Annotated in this window: 21 protein-coding genes and 1 pseudogene; 7 read left to right on the forward strand and 15 right to left on the reverse strand. The window is 39.7% G+C overall.

Annotated elements, in window-relative coordinates:
• On the forward strand, positions 1-1,984 hold a 1,984-nt coding region (locus CLIN57ABFB40_RS19490), incomplete at its 5' end, for an ATP-binding protein (protein WP_254871850.1).
• Positions 1,977-2,183: pseudogene (locus CLIN57ABFB40_RS19495) on the forward strand (response regulator); the annotation flags it as partial. The gene CLIN57ABFB40_RS19490 and the pseudogene CLIN57ABFB40_RS19495, both read left to right, overlap by 8 nt.
• A 68-nt stretch (positions 2,184-2,251) precedes the next feature.
• Here the strand turns inward: CLIN57ABFB40_RS19495 and CLIN57ABFB40_RS19500 are convergent.
• The 3 genes from CLIN57ABFB40_RS19500 to CLIN57ABFB40_RS19510 all read right to left on the reverse strand — a co-directional run bounded on the left by CLIN57ABFB40_RS19500 (position 2,252) and on the right by CLIN57ABFB40_RS19510 (position 4,094).
• Positions 2,252-2,599, reverse strand: a complete 348-nt coding sequence (locus CLIN57ABFB40_RS19500) for a hypothetical protein (RefSeq protein ID WP_175631577.1) — start codon at positions 2,597-2,599, stop codon at positions 2,252-2,254.
• Between the two features lie 16 nt (positions 2,600-2,615).
• Positions 2,616-3,200, reverse strand: coding sequence for a recombinase family protein (locus tag CLIN57ABFB40_RS19505; RefSeq protein ID WP_175631578.1), 585 nt, complete (start codon positions 3,198-3,200; stop codon positions 2,616-2,618).
• A 165-nt stretch (positions 3,201-3,365) separates the two neighbouring features.
• Positions 3,366-4,094 (reverse strand): toxin-antitoxin system YwqK family antitoxin, encoded by a 729-nt coding sequence (locus CLIN57ABFB40_RS19510; protein ID WP_117893621.1) that lies wholly within the window; start codon positions 4,092-4,094, stop codon positions 3,366-3,368.
• A gap of 416 nt (positions 4,095-4,510) precedes the next feature.
• Between CLIN57ABFB40_RS19510 and CLIN57ABFB40_RS19515 the strand changes: the two genes are divergently transcribed.
• The 3 genes from CLIN57ABFB40_RS19515 to CLIN57ABFB40_RS19525 are packed head-to-tail and all read left to right on the forward strand — an operon-like array spanning position 4,511 to position 6,636.
• Complete coding sequence (locus tag CLIN57ABFB40_RS19515) at positions 4,511-5,110, forward strand: DUF6088 family protein (RefSeq protein WP_117893618.1); 600 nt, start codon at positions 4,511-4,513, stop codon at positions 5,108-5,110.
• On the forward strand, positions 5,097-6,149 hold the full coding sequence (locus CLIN57ABFB40_RS19520) for a nucleotidyl transferase AbiEii/AbiGii toxin family protein (RefSeq protein WP_175631579.1): 1,053 nt from the start codon (positions 5,097-5,099) through the stop codon (positions 6,147-6,149). Before CLIN57ABFB40_RS19515 ends, CLIN57ABFB40_RS19520 begins: the two co-directional genes overlap by 14 nt.
• A gap of 34 nt (positions 6,150-6,183) precedes the next feature.
• On the forward strand, positions 6,184-6,636 hold the full coding sequence (locus tag CLIN57ABFB40_RS19525) for a hypothetical protein (protein WP_117893612.1): 453 nt from the start codon (positions 6,184-6,186) through the stop codon (positions 6,634-6,636).
• 94 nt (positions 6,637-6,730) lie between these two features.
• On the opposite strand, the gene CLIN57ABFB40_RS19530 is transcribed toward CLIN57ABFB40_RS19525, so the two are convergent.
• The 12 genes from CLIN57ABFB40_RS19530 to CLIN57ABFB40_RS19585 all read right to left on the reverse strand — a co-directional run bounded on the left by CLIN57ABFB40_RS19530 (position 6,731) and on the right by CLIN57ABFB40_RS19585 (position 13,185).
• Positions 6,731-7,033 carry a hypothetical protein gene (locus CLIN57ABFB40_RS19530; protein WP_175631580.1) on the reverse strand — a complete coding sequence of 101 codons (303 nt, stop codon included), beginning with the start codon at positions 7,031-7,033 and terminating at the stop codon, positions 6,731-6,733.
• An 11-nt stretch (positions 7,034-7,044) separates the two neighbouring features.
• Positions 7,045-7,506: a hypothetical protein gene (locus tag CLIN57ABFB40_RS19535; protein ID WP_117893606.1), complete on the reverse strand. Its 462-nt coding sequence runs from the start codon at positions 7,504-7,506 to the stop codon at positions 7,045-7,047.
• A gap of 1 nt (position 7,507) precedes the next feature.
• Positions 7,508-7,903, reverse strand: a complete 396-nt coding sequence (locus tag CLIN57ABFB40_RS19540) for a helix-turn-helix domain-containing protein (protein WP_117893603.1) — start codon at positions 7,901-7,903, stop codon at positions 7,508-7,510.
• A 39-nt stretch (positions 7,904-7,942) separates the two neighbouring features.
• Positions 7,943-8,515: a hypothetical protein gene (locus tag CLIN57ABFB40_RS19545; protein WP_117893600.1), complete on the reverse strand. Its 573-nt coding sequence runs from the start codon at positions 8,513-8,515 to the stop codon at positions 7,943-7,945.
• Between the two features lie 160 nt (positions 8,516-8,675).
• Positions 8,676-9,116, reverse strand: coding sequence for a hypothetical protein (locus CLIN57ABFB40_RS19550; protein WP_117893597.1), 441 nt, complete (start codon positions 9,114-9,116; stop codon positions 8,676-8,678).
• A 19-nt stretch (positions 9,117-9,135) separates the two neighbouring features.
• Positions 9,136-9,453 carry a hypothetical protein gene (locus CLIN57ABFB40_RS19555; RefSeq protein WP_117893594.1) on the reverse strand — a complete coding sequence of 106 codons (318 nt, stop codon included), beginning with the start codon at positions 9,451-9,453 and terminating at the stop codon, positions 9,136-9,138.
• Between the two features lie 79 nt (positions 9,454-9,532).
• Positions 9,533-10,159, reverse strand: coding sequence for a hypothetical protein (locus tag CLIN57ABFB40_RS19560; RefSeq protein ID WP_117893591.1), 627 nt, complete (start codon positions 10,157-10,159; stop codon positions 9,533-9,535).
• A 51-nt stretch (positions 10,160-10,210) separates the two neighbouring features.
• Positions 10,211-10,453, reverse strand: coding sequence for a DUF6956 domain-containing protein (locus CLIN57ABFB40_RS19565; RefSeq protein ID WP_117893588.1), 243 nt, complete (start codon positions 10,451-10,453; stop codon positions 10,211-10,213).
• A 7-nt stretch (positions 10,454-10,460) separates the two neighbouring features.
• Positions 10,461-10,727 carry a hypothetical protein gene (locus CLIN57ABFB40_RS19570; protein ID WP_117893585.1) on the reverse strand — a complete coding sequence of 89 codons (267 nt, stop codon included), beginning with the start codon at positions 10,725-10,727 and terminating at the stop codon, positions 10,461-10,463.
• An 83-nt stretch (positions 10,728-10,810) separates the two neighbouring features.
• Positions 10,811-11,419 (reverse strand): RadC family protein, encoded by a 609-nt coding sequence (locus CLIN57ABFB40_RS19575; RefSeq protein WP_117893582.1) that lies wholly within the window; start codon positions 11,417-11,419, stop codon positions 10,811-10,813.
• Between the two features lie 811 nt (positions 11,420-12,230).
• Positions 12,231-12,803: a hypothetical protein gene (locus CLIN57ABFB40_RS19580; protein ID WP_117893579.1), complete on the reverse strand. Its 573-nt coding sequence runs from the start codon at positions 12,801-12,803 to the stop codon at positions 12,231-12,233.
• Positions 12,804-12,969: 166 nt separating this feature from the next.
• Complete coding sequence (locus tag CLIN57ABFB40_RS19585; protein ID WP_117893576.1) at positions 12,970-13,185, reverse strand: winged helix-turn-helix domain-containing protein; 216 nt, start codon at positions 13,183-13,185, stop codon at positions 12,970-12,972.
• Positions 13,186-13,773: 588 nt separating this feature from the next.
• Here CLIN57ABFB40_RS19585 and CLIN57ABFB40_RS19590 point away from each other — a divergent pair.
• Together CLIN57ABFB40_RS19590 and CLIN57ABFB40_RS19595 are read left to right on the forward strand one after the other, a co-directional pair.
• The gene (locus CLIN57ABFB40_RS19590) at positions 13,774-14,643 is read left to right on the forward strand and encodes a hypothetical protein (protein ID WP_117893544.1); all 870 of its coding nucleotides are present in this window, start codon (positions 13,774-13,776) and stop codon (positions 14,641-14,643) included.
• Between the two features lie 417 nt (positions 14,644-15,060).
• Positions 15,061-16,341: an IS1380-like element IS612 family transposase gene (locus CLIN57ABFB40_RS19595; RefSeq protein WP_175631581.1), complete on the forward strand. Its 1,281-nt coding sequence runs from the start codon at positions 15,061-15,063 to the stop codon at positions 16,339-16,341.
• The last annotated feature ends 19 nt before the right edge of the window (positions 16,342-16,360 follow it).

Consider the following 16,360-nt stretch of genomic DNA (forward strand, 5'->3'; position numbering starts at 1 on the left):
GGATAAGGAACGACAGATGTTCCAGATAGTCCGGTTAATGGATGAACAACAATCTATTAACAAGAAGATAGCCAATCAAATTCCGGTTATTGTACAGAAAAGTGTGCAGGAACAGTCCAAAAAGCCAAAACGAAAAGGTTTCTTAGGCATATTCGGCAAAAAAAAGGAAGTAACTCCAGCAGTATCAACCACTATCCTTCATTCGGTCAATAGAAACGTAATCAGCGAACAGAAAGTGCAGGATCGCCAATTGTCGGAACAAGCCGACAGCCTTGCAGCTCGTAATGCAGAACTTAACAGACAACTGCAAGAATTGATTTGCCAAATAGAAGAAAAGGTACAAACCGAACTGCAAAGCCGGGAAAACGAAATAGTTGCCATGCGTGAAAAGTCATTTATGCAAGTAGGCGGTTTAATGGGATTCGTTCTTCTATTGTTGTTAATTTCCTACATCATCATACATCGTGATGCAAAAAGCATTAAACAATACAAGCACAAGACAACTGATTTGATAAGGCAACTGGAACAATCCGTACAACGGAACGAGGCACTGATAACGTCAAGGAAGAAGGCGGTACATACTATCACCCATGAACTGCGCACACCGCTGACAGCAATAACAGGCTATGCCGGACTGATACGGAAAGAACAGTGTGAGGATAAGTCCGGGCAGTATATCCAAAACATACTGCAATCCTCCGACCGTATGCGGGATATGCTTAACACTTTGCTTGACTTCTTCCGCCTGGACAACGGCAAGGAACAGCCCCGTCTGTCACCCTGCCGGATTTCAGCAATCACGCACACACTTGAAACGGAGTTCATGCCTGTTGCCGTGAACAAAGGGCTGTCCTTGTCCGTGAAGACTGGACACGATGCCATTGTATTGACCGACAAAGAGCGAATAATACAAATCGGGAATAACCTGCTGTCAAACGCTGTCAAGTTCACAGAAGAAGGCGGTGTTTCTTTGATTACTGAATATGATAATGGAGTTCTGACACTGGTCGTTGAAGATACAGGTACAGGCATGACAGAAGAGGAACAGAAACAAGCGTTCGGTGCGTTTGAACGTCTATCAAATGCCGCCGCAAAGGAGGGTTTCGGGCTTGGGCTTGCCATAATGCGTAATATTGTGTCGATGCTTGGCGGAACAATCCGTTTAGACAGCAAGAAAGGGAAAGGCAGTCGTTTCACAGTTGAAATTTCTATGCAGGAAGCTGAAGAACAGCTTGGATATACAAGCAATACACCTGTTTATCATAACAATAAATTCCATGATGTTGTCGCCATTGACAATGATGAGGTATTACTTCTGATGCTGAAAGAGATGTATTCCCAAGAAGGAATACACTGCGACACTTGCACCGATGCTGCGGCACTGATGGAAATGATACGCCAGAAAGAATACAGCCTGTTGCTGACAGACTTGAATATGCCCGATATAAACGGTTTCGAATTGCTGGAACTGTTGCGTTCGTCCAACGTGGGCAATTCACCAACAATCCCGGTGGTTGTGGCAACCGCTTCGGGCAGTTGTAACAAAGGGGAACTATTGGCAAAAGGCTTTGCCGGATGCCTGTTCAAACCGTTCTCCATATCGGAACTGATGGAGGTTTCCGACAGGTGTGCCATAAAAGCGACACCGGACGGGAAACCGGACTTTTCCGCCTTATTGTCCTATGGCAATGAAGCCGTCATGCTGGAAAAGTTGATAACTGAAACAGAAAAGGAAATGCAGGCGGTACGGGATGCAGCAAAAGAAAAAGACCTGCAAAAGCTGGATTCCCTGATCCACCACCTGCGCAGTTCGTGGGAGGTGCTCCGTGCCGACCAACCGCTGAATGTACTTTACGGATTGCTTCGTGGCGATGCTCTCCCGGATGGTGAAGCGTTAAGCCATGCCGTGACTGCCGTGCTGGATAAGGGAGTGGAAATAATACGGTTGGCAGAAGAGGAAAGGAGAAAATACGAAGATGAATAAGACAAAAATAATTGTGGTGGAAGACAACATCGTGTATTGCGAATATGTCTGCAATATGCTGTCACGGGAGGGCTACCGCAATATGAAGGCTTACCACCTCTCAACCGCGAAGAAACATCTGCAACAGGCAACAGATAATGATATCGTGGTTGCCGACCTGCGTCTGCCTGACGGCAGTGGCATAGACCTTTTGTGCTGGTTTTATATTTGATAATTATGTTTTTAATAGGAAGTATTGGCATAATCTAATTTGATTATGTTGCATAATCAAAATTTAGATTCTGATCTTATCTTTTCAAGATTAGTATTTATTTTACGAAGATTTTCTTCAGCTATTTTCAGTTGTTCTTCCGTGCGTTTTAAATATTCAGCAGTTTTCTTACTGCTCTCTTCCATTTTTTTCTTGAAAGCTTCAGCCTTTTCCTTTTGTTCTTTCTCGACTCTATCAATGATAGAAAAAACATCTTGAATCTGTTTCTGACCATGAGGATAAATTATATTCTTGATAGTATCTGGGTGTGCCTTCACTGAGAATTCCAAATCATCCTGTAAATTACGCATTGCTAATTTTATGGCTATAAATTCATCTTCGGTTATATATATTTTATCTTCCATGATTTAAATCATTTTATTATAATCTGTTAGGTTTAACTTTCTCTTCAGCCAAATAATTGTATACAGTCTGTTTTGCTTTAATACCGGTTATTTCCATAATCTTCGGTATAGTTGTTCCGGCTTTATAAAGTTGGATAACGGCTTCCTTCTTCGGCTTCTTCATCCTGGTACCTTCATGTCTCCCGAACTTTACCCCCCGTTTTTGTGCTGCCTCGATTCCGGCTTTGCATCCTTCGAGAATTAGATTGCGGTTATACTCTGCCAAGGATGCAAGTATCTGCATGGTAAATCTGCCGACAGCTGAAGATGTATCAAGATTGTCCTGAAGGGATACAAGTTTGATGCGCCGCATTTCCAGTTTGGCACAAAGGTCGAGCATTTCCTTGACGGAACGGCCTAGTCGATCCAAGCGGTATATGACAAGAGTATCATCGGCACGAAGATAATCCAAGCAAGCAGTCAGGCCTTCACGTTTGAACTCCTTTCCGGAGATTTTGTCCGTGAAGATCCGGATGCAACCGGCATTGTTAAGTGCATCTACCTGAGAAGAGAGGTTCTGCTCTCTCGTACTCACTCTGGCGTATCCTATTTTTTCTCCCATAGTCTAAATTAAACTTGATTTTACAAAGATAGCATATTTAGACTATCAAAACAAGAAAAAAGCCCTATATATATAATGTATAGGGCAAACTCTTGTAGTCTATATTAAACTATAGTTTATTTTAGACGAACAAATTATCATCTTCCTAATAAAATGGTTAAACATTTACTTTTCGTCCCATTCCTTTGTATTGCCGAGAACTGCATCATATTGTGACCATTTCCCGGTCTTTCTCCCTTCGGAGAATTGGCCGCGAATGGTTACATAGGGTTTTCCATCTTTCCTCATTTCCACGCTATACGGGCCGTCAAGTTCGCCATTGCGATAGTGCTGTAACCTGATACCTGTTATACCACCTCCGGCATCAATCACTTCATTCCAAGTTCCATCTTTCTTGCCGTTAATCCATTGTCCTTCAATCAGGGTTTTACCTGTAGACATATCATAGCGCCGCTCTGTTCCATGCTCCAAGCTATTCCGGTAGTCCTTTTCAGATTCTTTCCTGCCATTACTGAAGTAAGTTATGACAGTTCCGTCTATCTTGCCGTCTTTCATGGGAGTATCCTTGCGGTGAGTTATACCGTCCTTATAGTATTCAATAAAAAGACCATTGCGCTTTCCGTCAGTATAATTACCTTCCTCTCTTACTATTCCATCCCTCAGGCGAAGGTAGCTCCCATCCATAATGCCATCCTTAAGGTTCACAATTTCCTCATCCAGCCCCTTCATTATACGGATGCTACCGTTCAGAGGTTCATTGTCACTTTTCTGGTAATACACAACATTATGGTTACTGTCTGTAACAACCTCAATATTCTCCCATTCGATAGTTGTCTGGGAGGATGCTGAAACAGCCATCTGGGTACAAAAAAGTACTGAAATCAATTTATTCATAAACGAGTATTTTATAGGTTCGTTATACTGTTTCAAAGTTGATACAGATGAACAGAACAGTCACATACGAATAGATTACTGAAAACATCAGATATCAGTATGATGTCAGGAATGACAGTAATAATGTATGCTCTTCTGTGATTCAAGTGATTTGAAACTGGGTCGTCTACAAATCTAACGAAAAGTTCATGAAAACAGACCGTTAGACTCTGTTTTTTATCTCCTTTGATGAAAGCGTGTGCTAATCAACGAACATAAACCAGAGGTTTGTCACAATATCATATATTAGAAACAACAGCTTTGGAGTATAGAAATTCACATAAATTGTCCTAAATAATGTACGAATTTCGGACAAAATTAGCCAAGAACTTGTTTTGTCCGAAAAAAAACATTAATTTCGGACAAAATTAGATTCCATGGTACTATCAAAAGTCATAAAAGAGCACATAATCAGGAACGGAGAGAACAAAATATACACTGTTTCTGATTTTGCAGACTTGAACAACGATATGCTTGTTACAAGGGTGCTGTCAAGGCTGAAGGAAGAACAGTTCCTTATCAGGCTTTCACAAGGCATATACCTGTATCCGAGCAGGAACAGGTTTGGAATTTGCAAGCCGAGCATTGATCAGATAGCCAATGCAATAGCTGAAAAGGATCATGCAAGGATAATACCTTCCGGCCTCACTGCCCTGAATGAACTGGGTTTGTCTACACAGGTGCCAATGAATGCAGTGTACATAACCAACGGAACTCCGAGAACCATAAAACTAGGCAACCGCTCAATCACATTCAAGAAAGGGACACCAAGATACTTTGCCTATCAAAGCCGTGTTTTCACGATGGTCGTGACCGCCCTCAAACAGATAGGCGATGATAAGGTAAGTGATGAAGTTCTCTTGAAGATAAAGTCGATACTTGATACGGAAGAAAAGGAGAAGGTAAACCATGACTATAGGATAGCACCGCAATGGATCAGAAAGAAACTTAAAACCGTTTTATATGGAAACAACTGAGAAGACAATATGGATAAACCTGCCGGAAGATGAAAAACTCACAATATTGAGTAATATCGCCGAAGAAAAGGGAATAAAGGAAAATGCTGTAGAAAAGGATTTCTGGGTCAGCATGGTTCTTAAGGCTATGTTCAGTTTGGAATATAGTGACAACCTGGTTTTTAAGGGAGGTACAAGCCTCAGTAAAGGCTGGGGGCTGATAGAACGGTTTTCTGAAGACTGTGACCTGGCCATAGACAGGAAACATCTTGGTTTTGGAGAGGAACTATCCAGAAAGGACAGAACCAGATTAAGGAAAAAGTCTAAAGAGTTTATAGAAAACACCCTTTCAAAGGATTTAAATGTAAAACTTGAAGAACTGGGACTGGCCGGAAAATTCAAGATTAACATACCGGAAGTCAAGGAATCCGATAAGGATCCGGTCGAATTCTTTGTAGAGTATGAATCCTGTCTTAAGGACAAGGAAGATTATATAAAAGAAAGGGTAAAGATAGAAATAAGCTGCAGGTCTATGTTCGAACCGTTTGAGAACGTGGAAATGCGGTCAATGATAGAGGATGCGTATCCGGAAGAGTCATTTGCACATCCCAAGTTCAGTGTCCCGACAGTAATACCAGGCAGAACCTTTCTTGAAAAGGTGTTCCTGCTTCACGAGGAGTTCAACAGGCCGGGTGGCTGTACGAGACTTGACAGACTGACCAGACACATGTATGATATAGAAAAGATGATGGACCGGGATTTCGCCAAAGAAGCGATGAACGATTCAGGAATGTATGAGGAAATTGTAAAACACCGCCAAAGCCTGACCGCATGGAGTGGTCTGGACTATAAGCTGCATAAACCATCAACCATTGATTTCATACCAGATGAAACAACAAGAAAAGAACTGGAAAAGGACTATTCGAAGATGCAGGAAAGTTTCATTTATGGTCAATCATTATCCTACGAGGAACTGATAGCAAGGTTAAAAGAACTGCAAGAACGCTTCAGGTCATTGACTTGGGAAAAAGAAAGCGAATTCTTCAAGGAAGAGAACTAGCTCAAAACATATTCATCTTTAAATATATAATATTATGGAAAGAATTATAGTAGAACAACTTAGAGACAGGCTTTATTATGCAACAGACACAATAGTTACATACATAGACAGCAGGGTACTTATTTGCAATTCAAATGAGTTCCCCCAAAGTCTGGAAGACAAAGCGGAATTTATAACTACCAGTAAATACTACATACTGGAGTCTGGCGACCTGTGCCCATGTAACGATTTATACTATAAAGAAGACATCAGGCTGTTCAGTAGAATCAGCTTCGAGAGAAAAGAAGAAATCAGAAAATTTACTTTTGAATGTGTCTATTACGGGCTGATGGATGAACTGGAAGACGAAGGTAAGAAGAAAGACCTTGGTTTCCTCTTGAACAGAGCCATAGATTATCTGGATGAAATTGGGCTAACGCCGGCAGAAAAATTCAAGGCTGAAATATCTGACACATTACAAAGAATGATTGAAAAAGAGAAGAGATAACAAGAAGCTCCATGGGAAAGGATATACCCCTTTCCCATGGGTACCTAAATCTACAAATAAAGAGAATCTGAGAAAAATCTAAACTTCAATCGAGTTATTCATTTTCACATTCTGATGCAAGTCTTTCTTCCTTCTCTTCCTGTTCTATGGAAAAGTCCCAGAGCAGCTCCAGAACCTCACGCTGTTCTTCAGGTGTTTCTTTGTCTGAAGGATCCAGCCAGTTGATCTGTGAGTAGTGAAGAAACTCTTCGAAGGTGGAGAAGTAGAAATCCCCACTGTTAGGAATTAGTACGAAACATCGTGGAAACCCAAGATGTAATAGGCCTACCTGTTCAGGGTGGTCTATTATATTGTCACAATACCAGCAACCTGCATATTTCTGTGCGTCTCTTGCCATGCTATTCAATATTAAAGTTGTTTTATTTTATCCCTTATTACCTGAAGCATATTCAAGGAAGTAGCTACGATTTTCTTGGCATTGTAGTCGCTGCCGGCTTCCTTAAGGTGATGACGGTTTGAATCTATAAGGACATCGAGGAAGCTGATACATTCCTCATTGGTCGGTTCTGCTGAATGAACAGGTACCAGACTGTTTTCACAGATGTAGTCACATGCTTTCCTCATAAGAGTGCGTATTGATGCCGGAGAAGGATTCTGGCCGGTAATACGCTTGATTTCAAGTTTCAGGTTTATTCCATTTGTTCCCTTTACTATCTTAACTGTATCAGATACCATTTCTGGCTCTGTCACATAATCAACACGAGCAACAAAGGAATTGTCAATATCAGTACATATAATGAAATCACATTCACCTTGTGAATGCCACCGGTTCTTGTCAAATACAAACAAGGGAATTTCTCGTTTAGCCATATTACATATCTTTTATATCAGCAATCAGTTTATCGTCTTTATCCGAATAGAAATAGAGTCTTTGCAGACCATCATTGCAAATGCCATACTCTTCACCGGTTTCATCAACCCAGCCGTTATACTCAATGATTCTGTCCATGGAACTGTCCCAGTCATCACTTGAATTGATGTAGTCGCGGAATTCTTCAAGAGTATTCACTGTATCAAGTTTGAGTGTCACACCCAGTACCGAGCATATCCTGTCAATAATATCTACACTGACATTATATTTCCCGTTCTCAATCTTACATATATTGGCATAGTTTACGCCAGCCATATCGGCCAGCTGGCGCAAAGTCAAGCCTCGCAAATTACGGTAATCAGTTATCTGCTTACCGAGCAATCGTCTCGCATTCATGTTATTGATTTATTATAAATATGAAGTACTCAAATGCACCTAACAGATAAACAGGTTCTTGTTGTCAGGTGTCATTCCGAGATCAGCAGCATAAGGTGCGCTGTACCATTCATCCCAGTTGAATCCGTTTCTGTATTCGTCAGAGACTATTTCAATGGAAACATGTTCAGACTTGTAGGCTTTGTATAGCATGACATTATCAATGAAAAGATAAGTTTTGTCAGTGAAACTCTTTACAAGCTCCAGACCTTCATCGAGCCGTTCTCTGCCAATCTTCTCAGCAGCCTGGTTATAGGATTTTCTATACTCACGTGCAGCCTGAATTCTGGACTTCTGCATATTATAAAGGGATTTGGCTCTTGTTTGTACTCTCTCGTCAAATTCAGCTTTCGTAACCTGAATATTGCCCAGATGTTCATGTATGAAGTCGTTATTGTACTTTTTGCCCCTTCCGGAATAGTAATCCCGGTCATCGAAATAATACTCACCCAGTCCTTCAATGACTACTGTCTGGGTGCCTCCCATACGCTTAGAATAGGAATGCTTGAAACATTCAGGGTGTTCCTGATAGAACAGGATGGATTCCTGAACGAATGTCTTTAATGTTTTCATATAGTAATGCAGAATTTACCGTGTTGCCCCCACGCTTAAAGTTACTTCACAAATGTAAGAAATTTTATTCATGTTGGCAAATATACCAACAATAATTTATGCAGGAAATAAACTACTATTGAATAATAGTTTACAGATTCACCAAAGGGAAAGAAAAGGGCTAGAAACCAAACTGTGTCCGTATCTTCCTCAATACCTCATTTACCTTCTCATTCTCAACATCCATAAGGTCATCACCCCAGGATTCAGGGAAATCAATGATGGATTTGCCGTTGTTCAGGACTGCATTCCTGATGGCTTTCTTTACGTTCGGAAAAGATGGCTCTATCTGGAAGTGCAGGCAATGGCGTACAGCCATTGTAAGAGTTTCCTCGTCTATGAAGAAACGGATGGTCACATTCATGTGAATCTGGTTTTTCTGTTCAAATTTTTTCCTCTTTGTCTGGAGTTTTGACAACCTGGAGTAGAAGAATGACGGAACATTTGTTCCTTCTGAAACAAGCCTTTTCATTTCTTCCTGGATTTCATTGATACCGTCACGGATGTCAGTAAGGTCAGTACAGTTTGATGCGATTGTATAAGGTGAAAGTTTTGTCTTCATGTCAATATGATTTATAGGGTTAAACTTTATATCTGTAGTTCTTGTAGGATGTCTTGCTTATATCCACAGCATCATATACTTCGTCTGTATGTTCTGATGGCATTATAAAGCCGTTACATTCAAGAATATGGCAGACAGTATATCTGGCGGTAATCCTGTTATCCAAGATGATGAACTCAACATCCCTGTAAAAGCCTTTGAAGGTCTTGCCGTTTGCATCTGTGATTATTACAAGCTCTCCCTTCAGGTGGTCAAGTTCTGCAGCTCTCTGCTGTGCATTCTTAAGCAATATATTGGCACTTTTCAAGCCTTGCTGAATAATTATTTCCGGTTTCATAAGATAACAAATTAAAGTGTTGTATAATTGTTTATTATACCCTATCCTTTATACCTTGACAAAGGATAGGGAAAAAGAGTCAGTCAATGTCATAGCCTATCATTGTATTGTCATTGATAAGCAGATAATAATAGCCGTTCCCGGTATTTCGGTATTCCTTCATAAAGCCTGCTGCCATGTCACCGTCCTCACGGGGTTCGCACCAGAGTGTGCCGTCATATCCGCAAAAGTCAAACCTGTAGCTTGAATACTTCTCCTTCTTTTTGAAGGCTTCCCTGAAACACTCCATCACCATGTAGCCGCAATACTTCTCGATGGTGCTCAGTCTGATACATTTTCCGTCAATGGTGGTTCCTGTCGTGATATGGTTTTCATACAGTGACTTCTCCGGATCTGCATCTGCAATCTGTCTTAACCAGGCGTTGGTATGTGAAGCCAGTCTCGCCAGCTTCTTATATTTCAAGACCTCTTTTCTAACGGTTTCCTTATCATCCTCACCGGTCGGATAATAAACAGCCTGAATGGATGCCCAATCATAAAACCTATAGCCTTTCCTTTTCTTCCTCTCTGCGATTATACCTATCACTCCTTCCTGACGGTTGATGAAAAGGCGTCTGCGCTTACCTTTGATTTTTACGTACAGTGAAGATGGGTTATTGGGGTTACGGAGATATGTTTCTGCTGGATGTATCGTTATTGTGTTCATATCGGTAAATTTTGATGATTAATACTATTTTGATTATGTTACATAATCAGATTAAGAAAAAACCATATCTTCGGCAAACCTCTCTATCCAGTCAACAATATGGTTCATGTTGTATTCAGAAGTGATAATAGCTTCCGTTTCGCTTATCTGAGTGAACCTTGAAGATTCATATCCGTCTATGAACTCCTTTAAGCTCTCTACACCGAACATTTCCTTTTCTTCTTCGAACTCCTTATCTATTTCAGTAAGAGGTTTATTGAATGTGATACGCAAAGTTTCATAGTTCTTTTCCATAATACAGTCATTTAGAGTTATTGATAATGGTAATATTTCCGTACACTTTGCTGAATGCTTTTGATACATCATCAAAGTATCTGTTACCATACTCACAGGTAAGTTCCTTTGTCCAAAAGTCAAAGCTGAAAGATTCAGTACAGTCTATCGTTACACTAACATAGTCCTCCATACCGCTCTGGCACACAATGGTATGCCGTTGCACTTTAAACTGACGGTTTAGGCTCATATATCTTGCGGTCAATTTCTTAACCATCATTTCAATCCACTTCATAATGTATGTCTTTTAATTGTTTTGCTACTTTTTCTTGAAAAAGTAGTACAACCTTTTTTGAAAGGTTGTACTACTCGGTTCACTTAGATTCTGCCTTCATCTGCATAACTGTAATAAGAATCATTGCAGATGATAACATGGTCAAGCATTCGGATATTGAGTGTCTTTGCTGCCGTTGCTGCCGATTCGGTCAGCTTATCATCTTCTGTACTCGGTTTGGTTTTTCCGCTCGGATGATTGTGTGAAAGGATAAATGATGTAGCCTCGCAAAGAATAGCCTCTTTAAGCAGTACCCTTATATCAATCAGGCATGTATTCAGCCCACCGGAAGAAATACGTATTCTCTTGATTACTCTTGCAGACGAGTTCATGAAGATAGCCCAACATTCTTCGGTCTTATTATCTCCCAAAACAGGCTGCATATAGTCATAAATGTCTGTACTCTGTCTGATAACCGGTCTTTGGTTCTTGTTTGAGTTGCAGCGTTTGTAAAGTTCCACACCTGCCATGACGAGATTGCGCTTGCCCGGTGTCATCTTCGCCAACACATCCTCAAAGCTGCATTCTTCGCCATAAACCACTTCCTTTTCTTGTACCTTATTTACCATAACTGCACTGTTTGTAAGAATGTACACAAGTTCTGAACTGTCCATCAGTCTGTAATCGCCGTTCACTTCAAATCCTTTTCTCATATCCGTATGCTTTAGAGGGTTAAAACTTGAATTATTCTTCAGCTAGATTTAGACCTTTTTTTTAAAACCTTTGTCTTGGTTTGGTCTTTTGTCCGCTGACTTTTTTTTTTAGATTGAGAATCATTCCCCATCTGAGTTTGAGCCTTTTTTTTACGGCATTATCTTTTCAGGAAAAGTGGAATTAGAAAAGTTTTGAACGAAAAAAATGTTGGGGAAGTCGCAGACAACATCGTTATTTTTTTCAGGGCAAAGGCTGTAAGCCGGAACTCTTTCATTTCCACTAACCCTTATAAATTTGCCGTCAAAAAACAAAGGCTCTCAGATGGGGATATTGCGACCTGGAATGAGGAAGCGGACAGCAGAAAAGACCAATGAAAGACAATTGAAAAAGAATTTATACCAACTAAGATGTATGGGACAAAAGAAAAGGTTCATTGGAACGGGAACATACCCGGAACGAACAGGCTTTAGCCTTCCTGAATGGGGTATAGAACAATAGTTCACCTTATCTGATTATGTTGATAATATGAGTTTACATTTGCTTAGAGTTACTTTCGTAGAAAATGTTGGTGAGAGACAAAGGAGAAGGCAAAATTTAAAGTATTGATAACCTGAATATTAGTATTATAAGACAACAATAAGTGGCATCCTTAGAGTAACTTTTGGAGTAAATGTTGGAGGTTCCAGAAAGAATAATGTTTATAAGGGATAGAAGGGAAAAGAAAGCAAAGGACAAAAAAAAGGTATGCAAGGAACAACCAGGCATACCTTAATCTGATTTGATTGTGTTACAGATTCAAAAGCTATAATATCATTGATTTTCGTCACCAAAGAGTTTGAGCTGACGTTTGTTTTCCACTTCCTCGGCAGCTCTTCTTCTACGTTCATATATCAGATGCTCTTCATATTTTAGTACACTCATCATATCCCTGATTGTGTTCAGCCTATCTTCTTCGTTTGTGAAATATGGAATGTTTTCTTCATCACCTTTGTAGTACTGAGTGTACATATCGATATAGCACTTGAAACTCTCTTTCAGGGTAGAAGGAATCCTTAAAGTTGTCGTTACATAACCGGTCTTTAGCTTGGGGCCCGCACCTGCTCTTTTACCACCACGCTTGTCATTAATAATCTTCTCAATATCCCAGGCTGTAAGATTAGTTTTAGGGAGCGAGATTTCCTCACCTTTTGTTGTCATCGCATAATATATATCAGAAAGCCATCTCTTCCAGACCTTTGTAATCTGTCCAGTGAAATATAGGCGAAGAAACTCTTTGGTTAGATGGTTGTCAGGCAGTTTTCCAACAGGAGTTACACCGTTTTCTTCAATAAAGACATCCACATCAATATTATATTTTTCAACTAGTTCAAATTTATTTTCCATATAAGCTAATTTATGTGGTTTGGGACAAAAATAGTAAATTTTGATTATGTCACAAAATCAAAATTAAATAATTTGAACGTATTATGTTGTAAAATTTATTGTAAAAAGAAAGACTTGCCTATCCCATCAGGAATCAAGCAAGCCTACAGCATGATCGCACAATGAATCAGTCTTTCAAAGAGTATGTCTTCACTATCTTCTTACCTACTTTTTCTGTAGAGAAGGAAAGTTTGTTCTCCTTAGACAACCAGCCAATAGCAGCCCAAAACTCTGCATCTGAAAGTTTGGATTCCTTTTTAAGGTGAGCAAGTTCAACACTCTTTTTACCATCAAGAATATGCCAGATAACGCCGGCATTCTGGCCAATTAATACCTGTTCCATAATGAAATTTATTAAATGATTAATGAAAAGTGAATGAATGAGAAAACATCTATCACAGCCTGAAGAGGATGCGATAGACGGGCTGCAGATGCAGCTATAAACTTAAATTATAATGTGCTTTGATTTACTGTCAATGATTGAAGAAATGAAAGAAAAAATGACAGTATTGGGATGCTAAAAGTGTCTTATAACGAGACAAAGATACAGAAATTTTCTATTAACGAAAAAAAATGAAAAGAAAAAGCGGTTAAGTTACCCTAACCGCCTTAAGCCATGCACGTCTTCCGCAACAGGCTATAACCAGAACCTCTACCTTGAGTAGTATAAAAGTAAGAAAAGAAGTTTAAGCAGCCAAACAATAACTGACAATTAATGTAATCAAGAAAGAATTATGTAAGAATACAGTATCAATTAATGAATAAAAGCATTAGTTTTGTAAAACTGGAGAGTTTCAGCATTATTCATTTTCTTCACCTGACTGAACCCTCAAGTTCAATAAAAAATCATTTACAGAAAAGCCGGAGAATAAGAGCAAAAGTGCATCCTAGCAAATAGACATTTTGAAAATAACCAATTAAAAAGCATATTATGATACTTGATACTATGACACAGGAAGAACTGCTCAGGGAAATCAAATCAGATTACAGTGAGGTAGTTGGAAGATGGAGGAACTTTCAGGCAAAATTTAGAAAAACAGTACAGAAAAGGGCATCATATCCATGGCTATGGGAGACGTATGTCAAGACACGAAGGCACAATGAATGGTATATTTCATATTATGCGGAAACCAAAAAGGAATCAGACATAGTAAATGCCATGATAACGCTGACATTTAAGTATAAAGGACAATTATGGACAGGAACAGTAATGGATGATGTAACCTTAATTTTTGCGGAACATTTCTTCGAAAGGTATAAGGAAAGATTTATGAAAATACACAAAGACAGCAAAGTCTTGTCAGACAAAGACATAATGAAGATGTTTTTTATACTGAATAGTAATCTGTGCTTTCTAGGAAATGAAAAGGAAGACAACATAAGAGGATATTGCTATGATGGGATATTCTATGGTGACTGGATAGGAAAAGAAGGAGGCATGGTAAAGACATTCTTATCAAGACAGGAAATGAAGATAAACCAGTTTACAGAATATTTTGAAGTATTTAAGATGTGGATAATACAAGACATGTTTAAAGCAAGAAAAGGTATGAATCTGAATTCGTCTTTAATTAAGTATATACCAGATACATATTTTGAATACAATGAATGGAACAGGTTCCTGTTTGAGCGGGGCAATCTAAGATTGATCAGAGCAGCCGAAGAATGTAATGAAATCTACATAAAAAACACGGAACAATATAGAAGATGCCGTGAGATGATTGATGCTGTAAACCAGAATATGTATGAAAAGAAAAATAGTAAAGATAAAAGTGATGAATCAGCATTAACAAAGCAATAACATAAGGATAACTTTACTTTGTGTATCATAACTTTACTTTTGTACAAAAAAAATAAAGGCTATGAACATAATAAGAAAGGCAATTAAGAGATATAAAGTCAGACGGATGAGAAGAAAACTTGAGAACCAGGTTATTGAACCAGCATATAGTATAGTTTGTTACAGAGAAGACGGAAAAGCAGAAATATGGATGATACTGTAATTTTTTTTTCAGAAACTCTTAGGAGGATATTGCTATCACATATATTTGTATCAGAATAAAGAACATAACCTTAATTCCGCAACACTTTGATTTAACTTTATTTATAAGTTCCTGAGCAACAAAAAGTTGCTCAGGATTTTGCCATGTCAGATTTTTCACTTATCTTAGTGTTGCAATTAGAAAACAAGCGAAAATCGTAACAAGGCGCTGCAAGGGTGCAAATAAAATTCGAAAAACTCACACCTTTTGGAGGAATTTTTTCAATCATGGAGAAATTTGACTCCATGCTTTCACCCGTTATCGACTCAACACTGGGTCAGAGATGCAGCAGTATCTTCGGATATCAGTTCAGCGAGATAGTCCGTTCGCTGATGAGCGTTTATTTCTGTGGCGGCTCATGCGTGGAAGATGTAACGTCACAACTGATGCGCCATCTCTCGTATCATCCTACCCTTCGTACATGCAGCTCTGATACCATCCTCAGAGCCATCAAGGAACTGACACAGGAAAACATCTCCTATACTTCCGACCAAGGCAAGACCTATGATTTCAATACTGCAGACAAACTCAACACATTGCTTATAAACGCTTTGGTTTCTACAGGCGAGTTGAAGGAAATTGAGGAATACGATGTTGACTTTGACCATCAGTTCCTTGAAACGGAGAAGTATGATGCAAAACCGACCTACAAAAAGTTCCTCGGCTACAGGCCTGGCGTATATGTTATCGGTGACAAGATAGTCTATATCGAGAACAGCGATGGTAACACGAATGTGCGTTTTCATCAGGCAGACACCCATAAGAGATTCTTCGCTCTTCTGGAATCCCAGAACATCCGTGTAAATCGCTTCAGGGCAGACTGCGGTTCCTGCTCGAAGGAAATCGTCAGTGAGATAGAGAAGCATTGCAAACATTTCTACATCCGTGCCAACCGATGCAGTTCGCTCTACAATGACATCTTTGCTCTGAGAGGATGGAAGACGGAGGAGATTAACGGCATCCAGTTCGAACTCAATTCCATTCTCGTTGAGAAATGGGAAGGCAAGTGCTATCGTCTTGTCATCCAGAGACAAAGACGCAACAGTGGCGACCTTGACCTGTGGGAAGGCGAATACACTTACCGTTGTATTCTGACCAACGATTACAAGTCATCGACAAGGGACATTGTTGAATTCTACAATCTGCGTGGCGGCAAGGAACGTATCTTTGACGACATGAACAACGGATTCGGTTGGAGCAGGCTCCCCAAGTCATTCATGGCGGAGAATACTGTCTTTCTTCTGCTTACTGCATTGATACACAATTTCTACAAGACCATCATGAGCAGGCTTGACACCAAGGCTTTTGGGCTCAAGAAAACGAGTCGCATAAAGGCTTTTGTCTTCAGATTCATCTCCGTACCTGCCAAGTGGATCATGACTGCAAGGCAATACGTGCTGAATATCTACACAGAGAACCGAGCTTATGCAAAACCCTTCAAAACAGAATTCGGATAAGAATCCTTTCTTTCCGGTT

Origin of the sequence: Bacteroides acidifaciens (assembly GCF_903181435.1) — a bacterium.
Lineage (GTDB): Bacteria > Bacteroidota > Bacteroidia > Bacteroidales > Bacteroidaceae > Bacteroides.

Excerpts from the sequence above, each read along its gene's own strand:
- CLIN57ABFB40_RS19530 (WP_175631580.1), bottom strand. The coding sequence starts at position 7,033 with ATGGCAAGAGACGCACAGAAATATGCAGGTTGCTGGTATTGTGACAAT.
- CLIN57ABFB40_RS19545 (WP_117893600.1), bottom strand. The coding sequence starts at position 8,515 with ATGAAAACATTAAAGACATTCGTTCAGGAATCCATCCTGTTCTATCAG.
- CLIN57ABFB40_RS19565 (WP_117893588.1), bottom strand. The coding sequence starts at position 10,453 with ATGGAAAAGAACTATGAAACTTTGCGTATCACATTCAATAAACCTCTT.
- CLIN57ABFB40_RS19560 (WP_117893591.1), bottom strand. The coding sequence starts at position 10,159 with ATGAACACAATAACGATACATCCAGCAGAAACATATCTCCGTAACCCC.
- CLIN57ABFB40_RS19540 (WP_117893603.1), bottom strand. The coding sequence starts at position 7,903 with ATGAATGCGAGACGATTGCTCGGTAAGCAGATAACTGATTACCGTAAT.
- CLIN57ABFB40_RS19500 (WP_175631577.1), bottom strand. The coding sequence starts at position 2,599 with ATGGAAGATAAAATATATATAACCGAAGATGAATTTATAGCCATAAAA.
- CLIN57ABFB40_RS19555 (WP_117893594.1), bottom strand. The coding sequence starts at position 9,453 with ATGAAACCGGAAATAATTATTCAGCAAGGCTTGAAAAGTGCCAATATA.
- CLIN57ABFB40_RS19535 (WP_117893606.1), bottom strand. The coding sequence starts at position 7,506 with ATGGCTAAACGAGAAATTCCCTTGTTTGTATTTGACAAGAACCGGTGG.
- CLIN57ABFB40_RS19580 (WP_117893579.1), bottom strand. The coding sequence starts at position 12,803 with ATGGAAAATAAATTTGAACTAGTTGAAAAATATAATATTGATGTGGAT.
- CLIN57ABFB40_RS19520 (WP_175631579.1), top strand. The coding sequence starts at position 5,097 with ATGGAAACAACTGAGAAGACAATATGGATAAACCTGCCGGAAGATGAA.
- CLIN57ABFB40_RS19590 (WP_117893544.1), top strand. The coding sequence starts at position 13,774 with ATGATACTTGATACTATGACACAGGAAGAACTGCTCAGGGAAATCAAA.
- CLIN57ABFB40_RS19550 (WP_117893597.1), bottom strand. The coding sequence starts at position 9,116 with ATGAAGACAAAACTTTCACCTTATACAATCGCATCAAACTGTACTGAC.
- CLIN57ABFB40_RS19515 (WP_117893618.1), top strand. The coding sequence starts at position 4,511 with ATGGTACTATCAAAAGTCATAAAAGAGCACATAATCAGGAACGGAGAG.
- CLIN57ABFB40_RS19585 (WP_117893576.1), bottom strand. The coding sequence starts at position 13,185 with ATGGAACAGGTATTAATTGGCCAGAATGCCGGCGTTATCTGGCATATT.
- CLIN57ABFB40_RS19575 (WP_117893582.1), bottom strand. The coding sequence starts at position 11,419 with ATGAGAAAAGGATTTGAAGTGAACGGCGATTACAGACTGATGGACAGT.
- CLIN57ABFB40_RS19505 (WP_175631578.1), bottom strand. The coding sequence starts at position 3,200 with ATGGGAGAAAAAATAGGATACGCCAGAGTGAGTACGAGAGAGCAGAAC.
- CLIN57ABFB40_RS19525 (WP_117893612.1), top strand. The coding sequence starts at position 6,184 with ATGGAAAGAATTATAGTAGAACAACTTAGAGACAGGCTTTATTATGCA.
- CLIN57ABFB40_RS19570 (WP_117893585.1), bottom strand. The coding sequence starts at position 10,727 with ATGAAGTGGATTGAAATGATGGTTAAGAAATTGACCGCAAGATATATG.
- CLIN57ABFB40_RS19510 (WP_117893621.1), bottom strand. The coding sequence starts at position 4,094 with ATGAATAAATTGATTTCAGTACTTTTTTGTACCCAGATGGCTGTTTCA.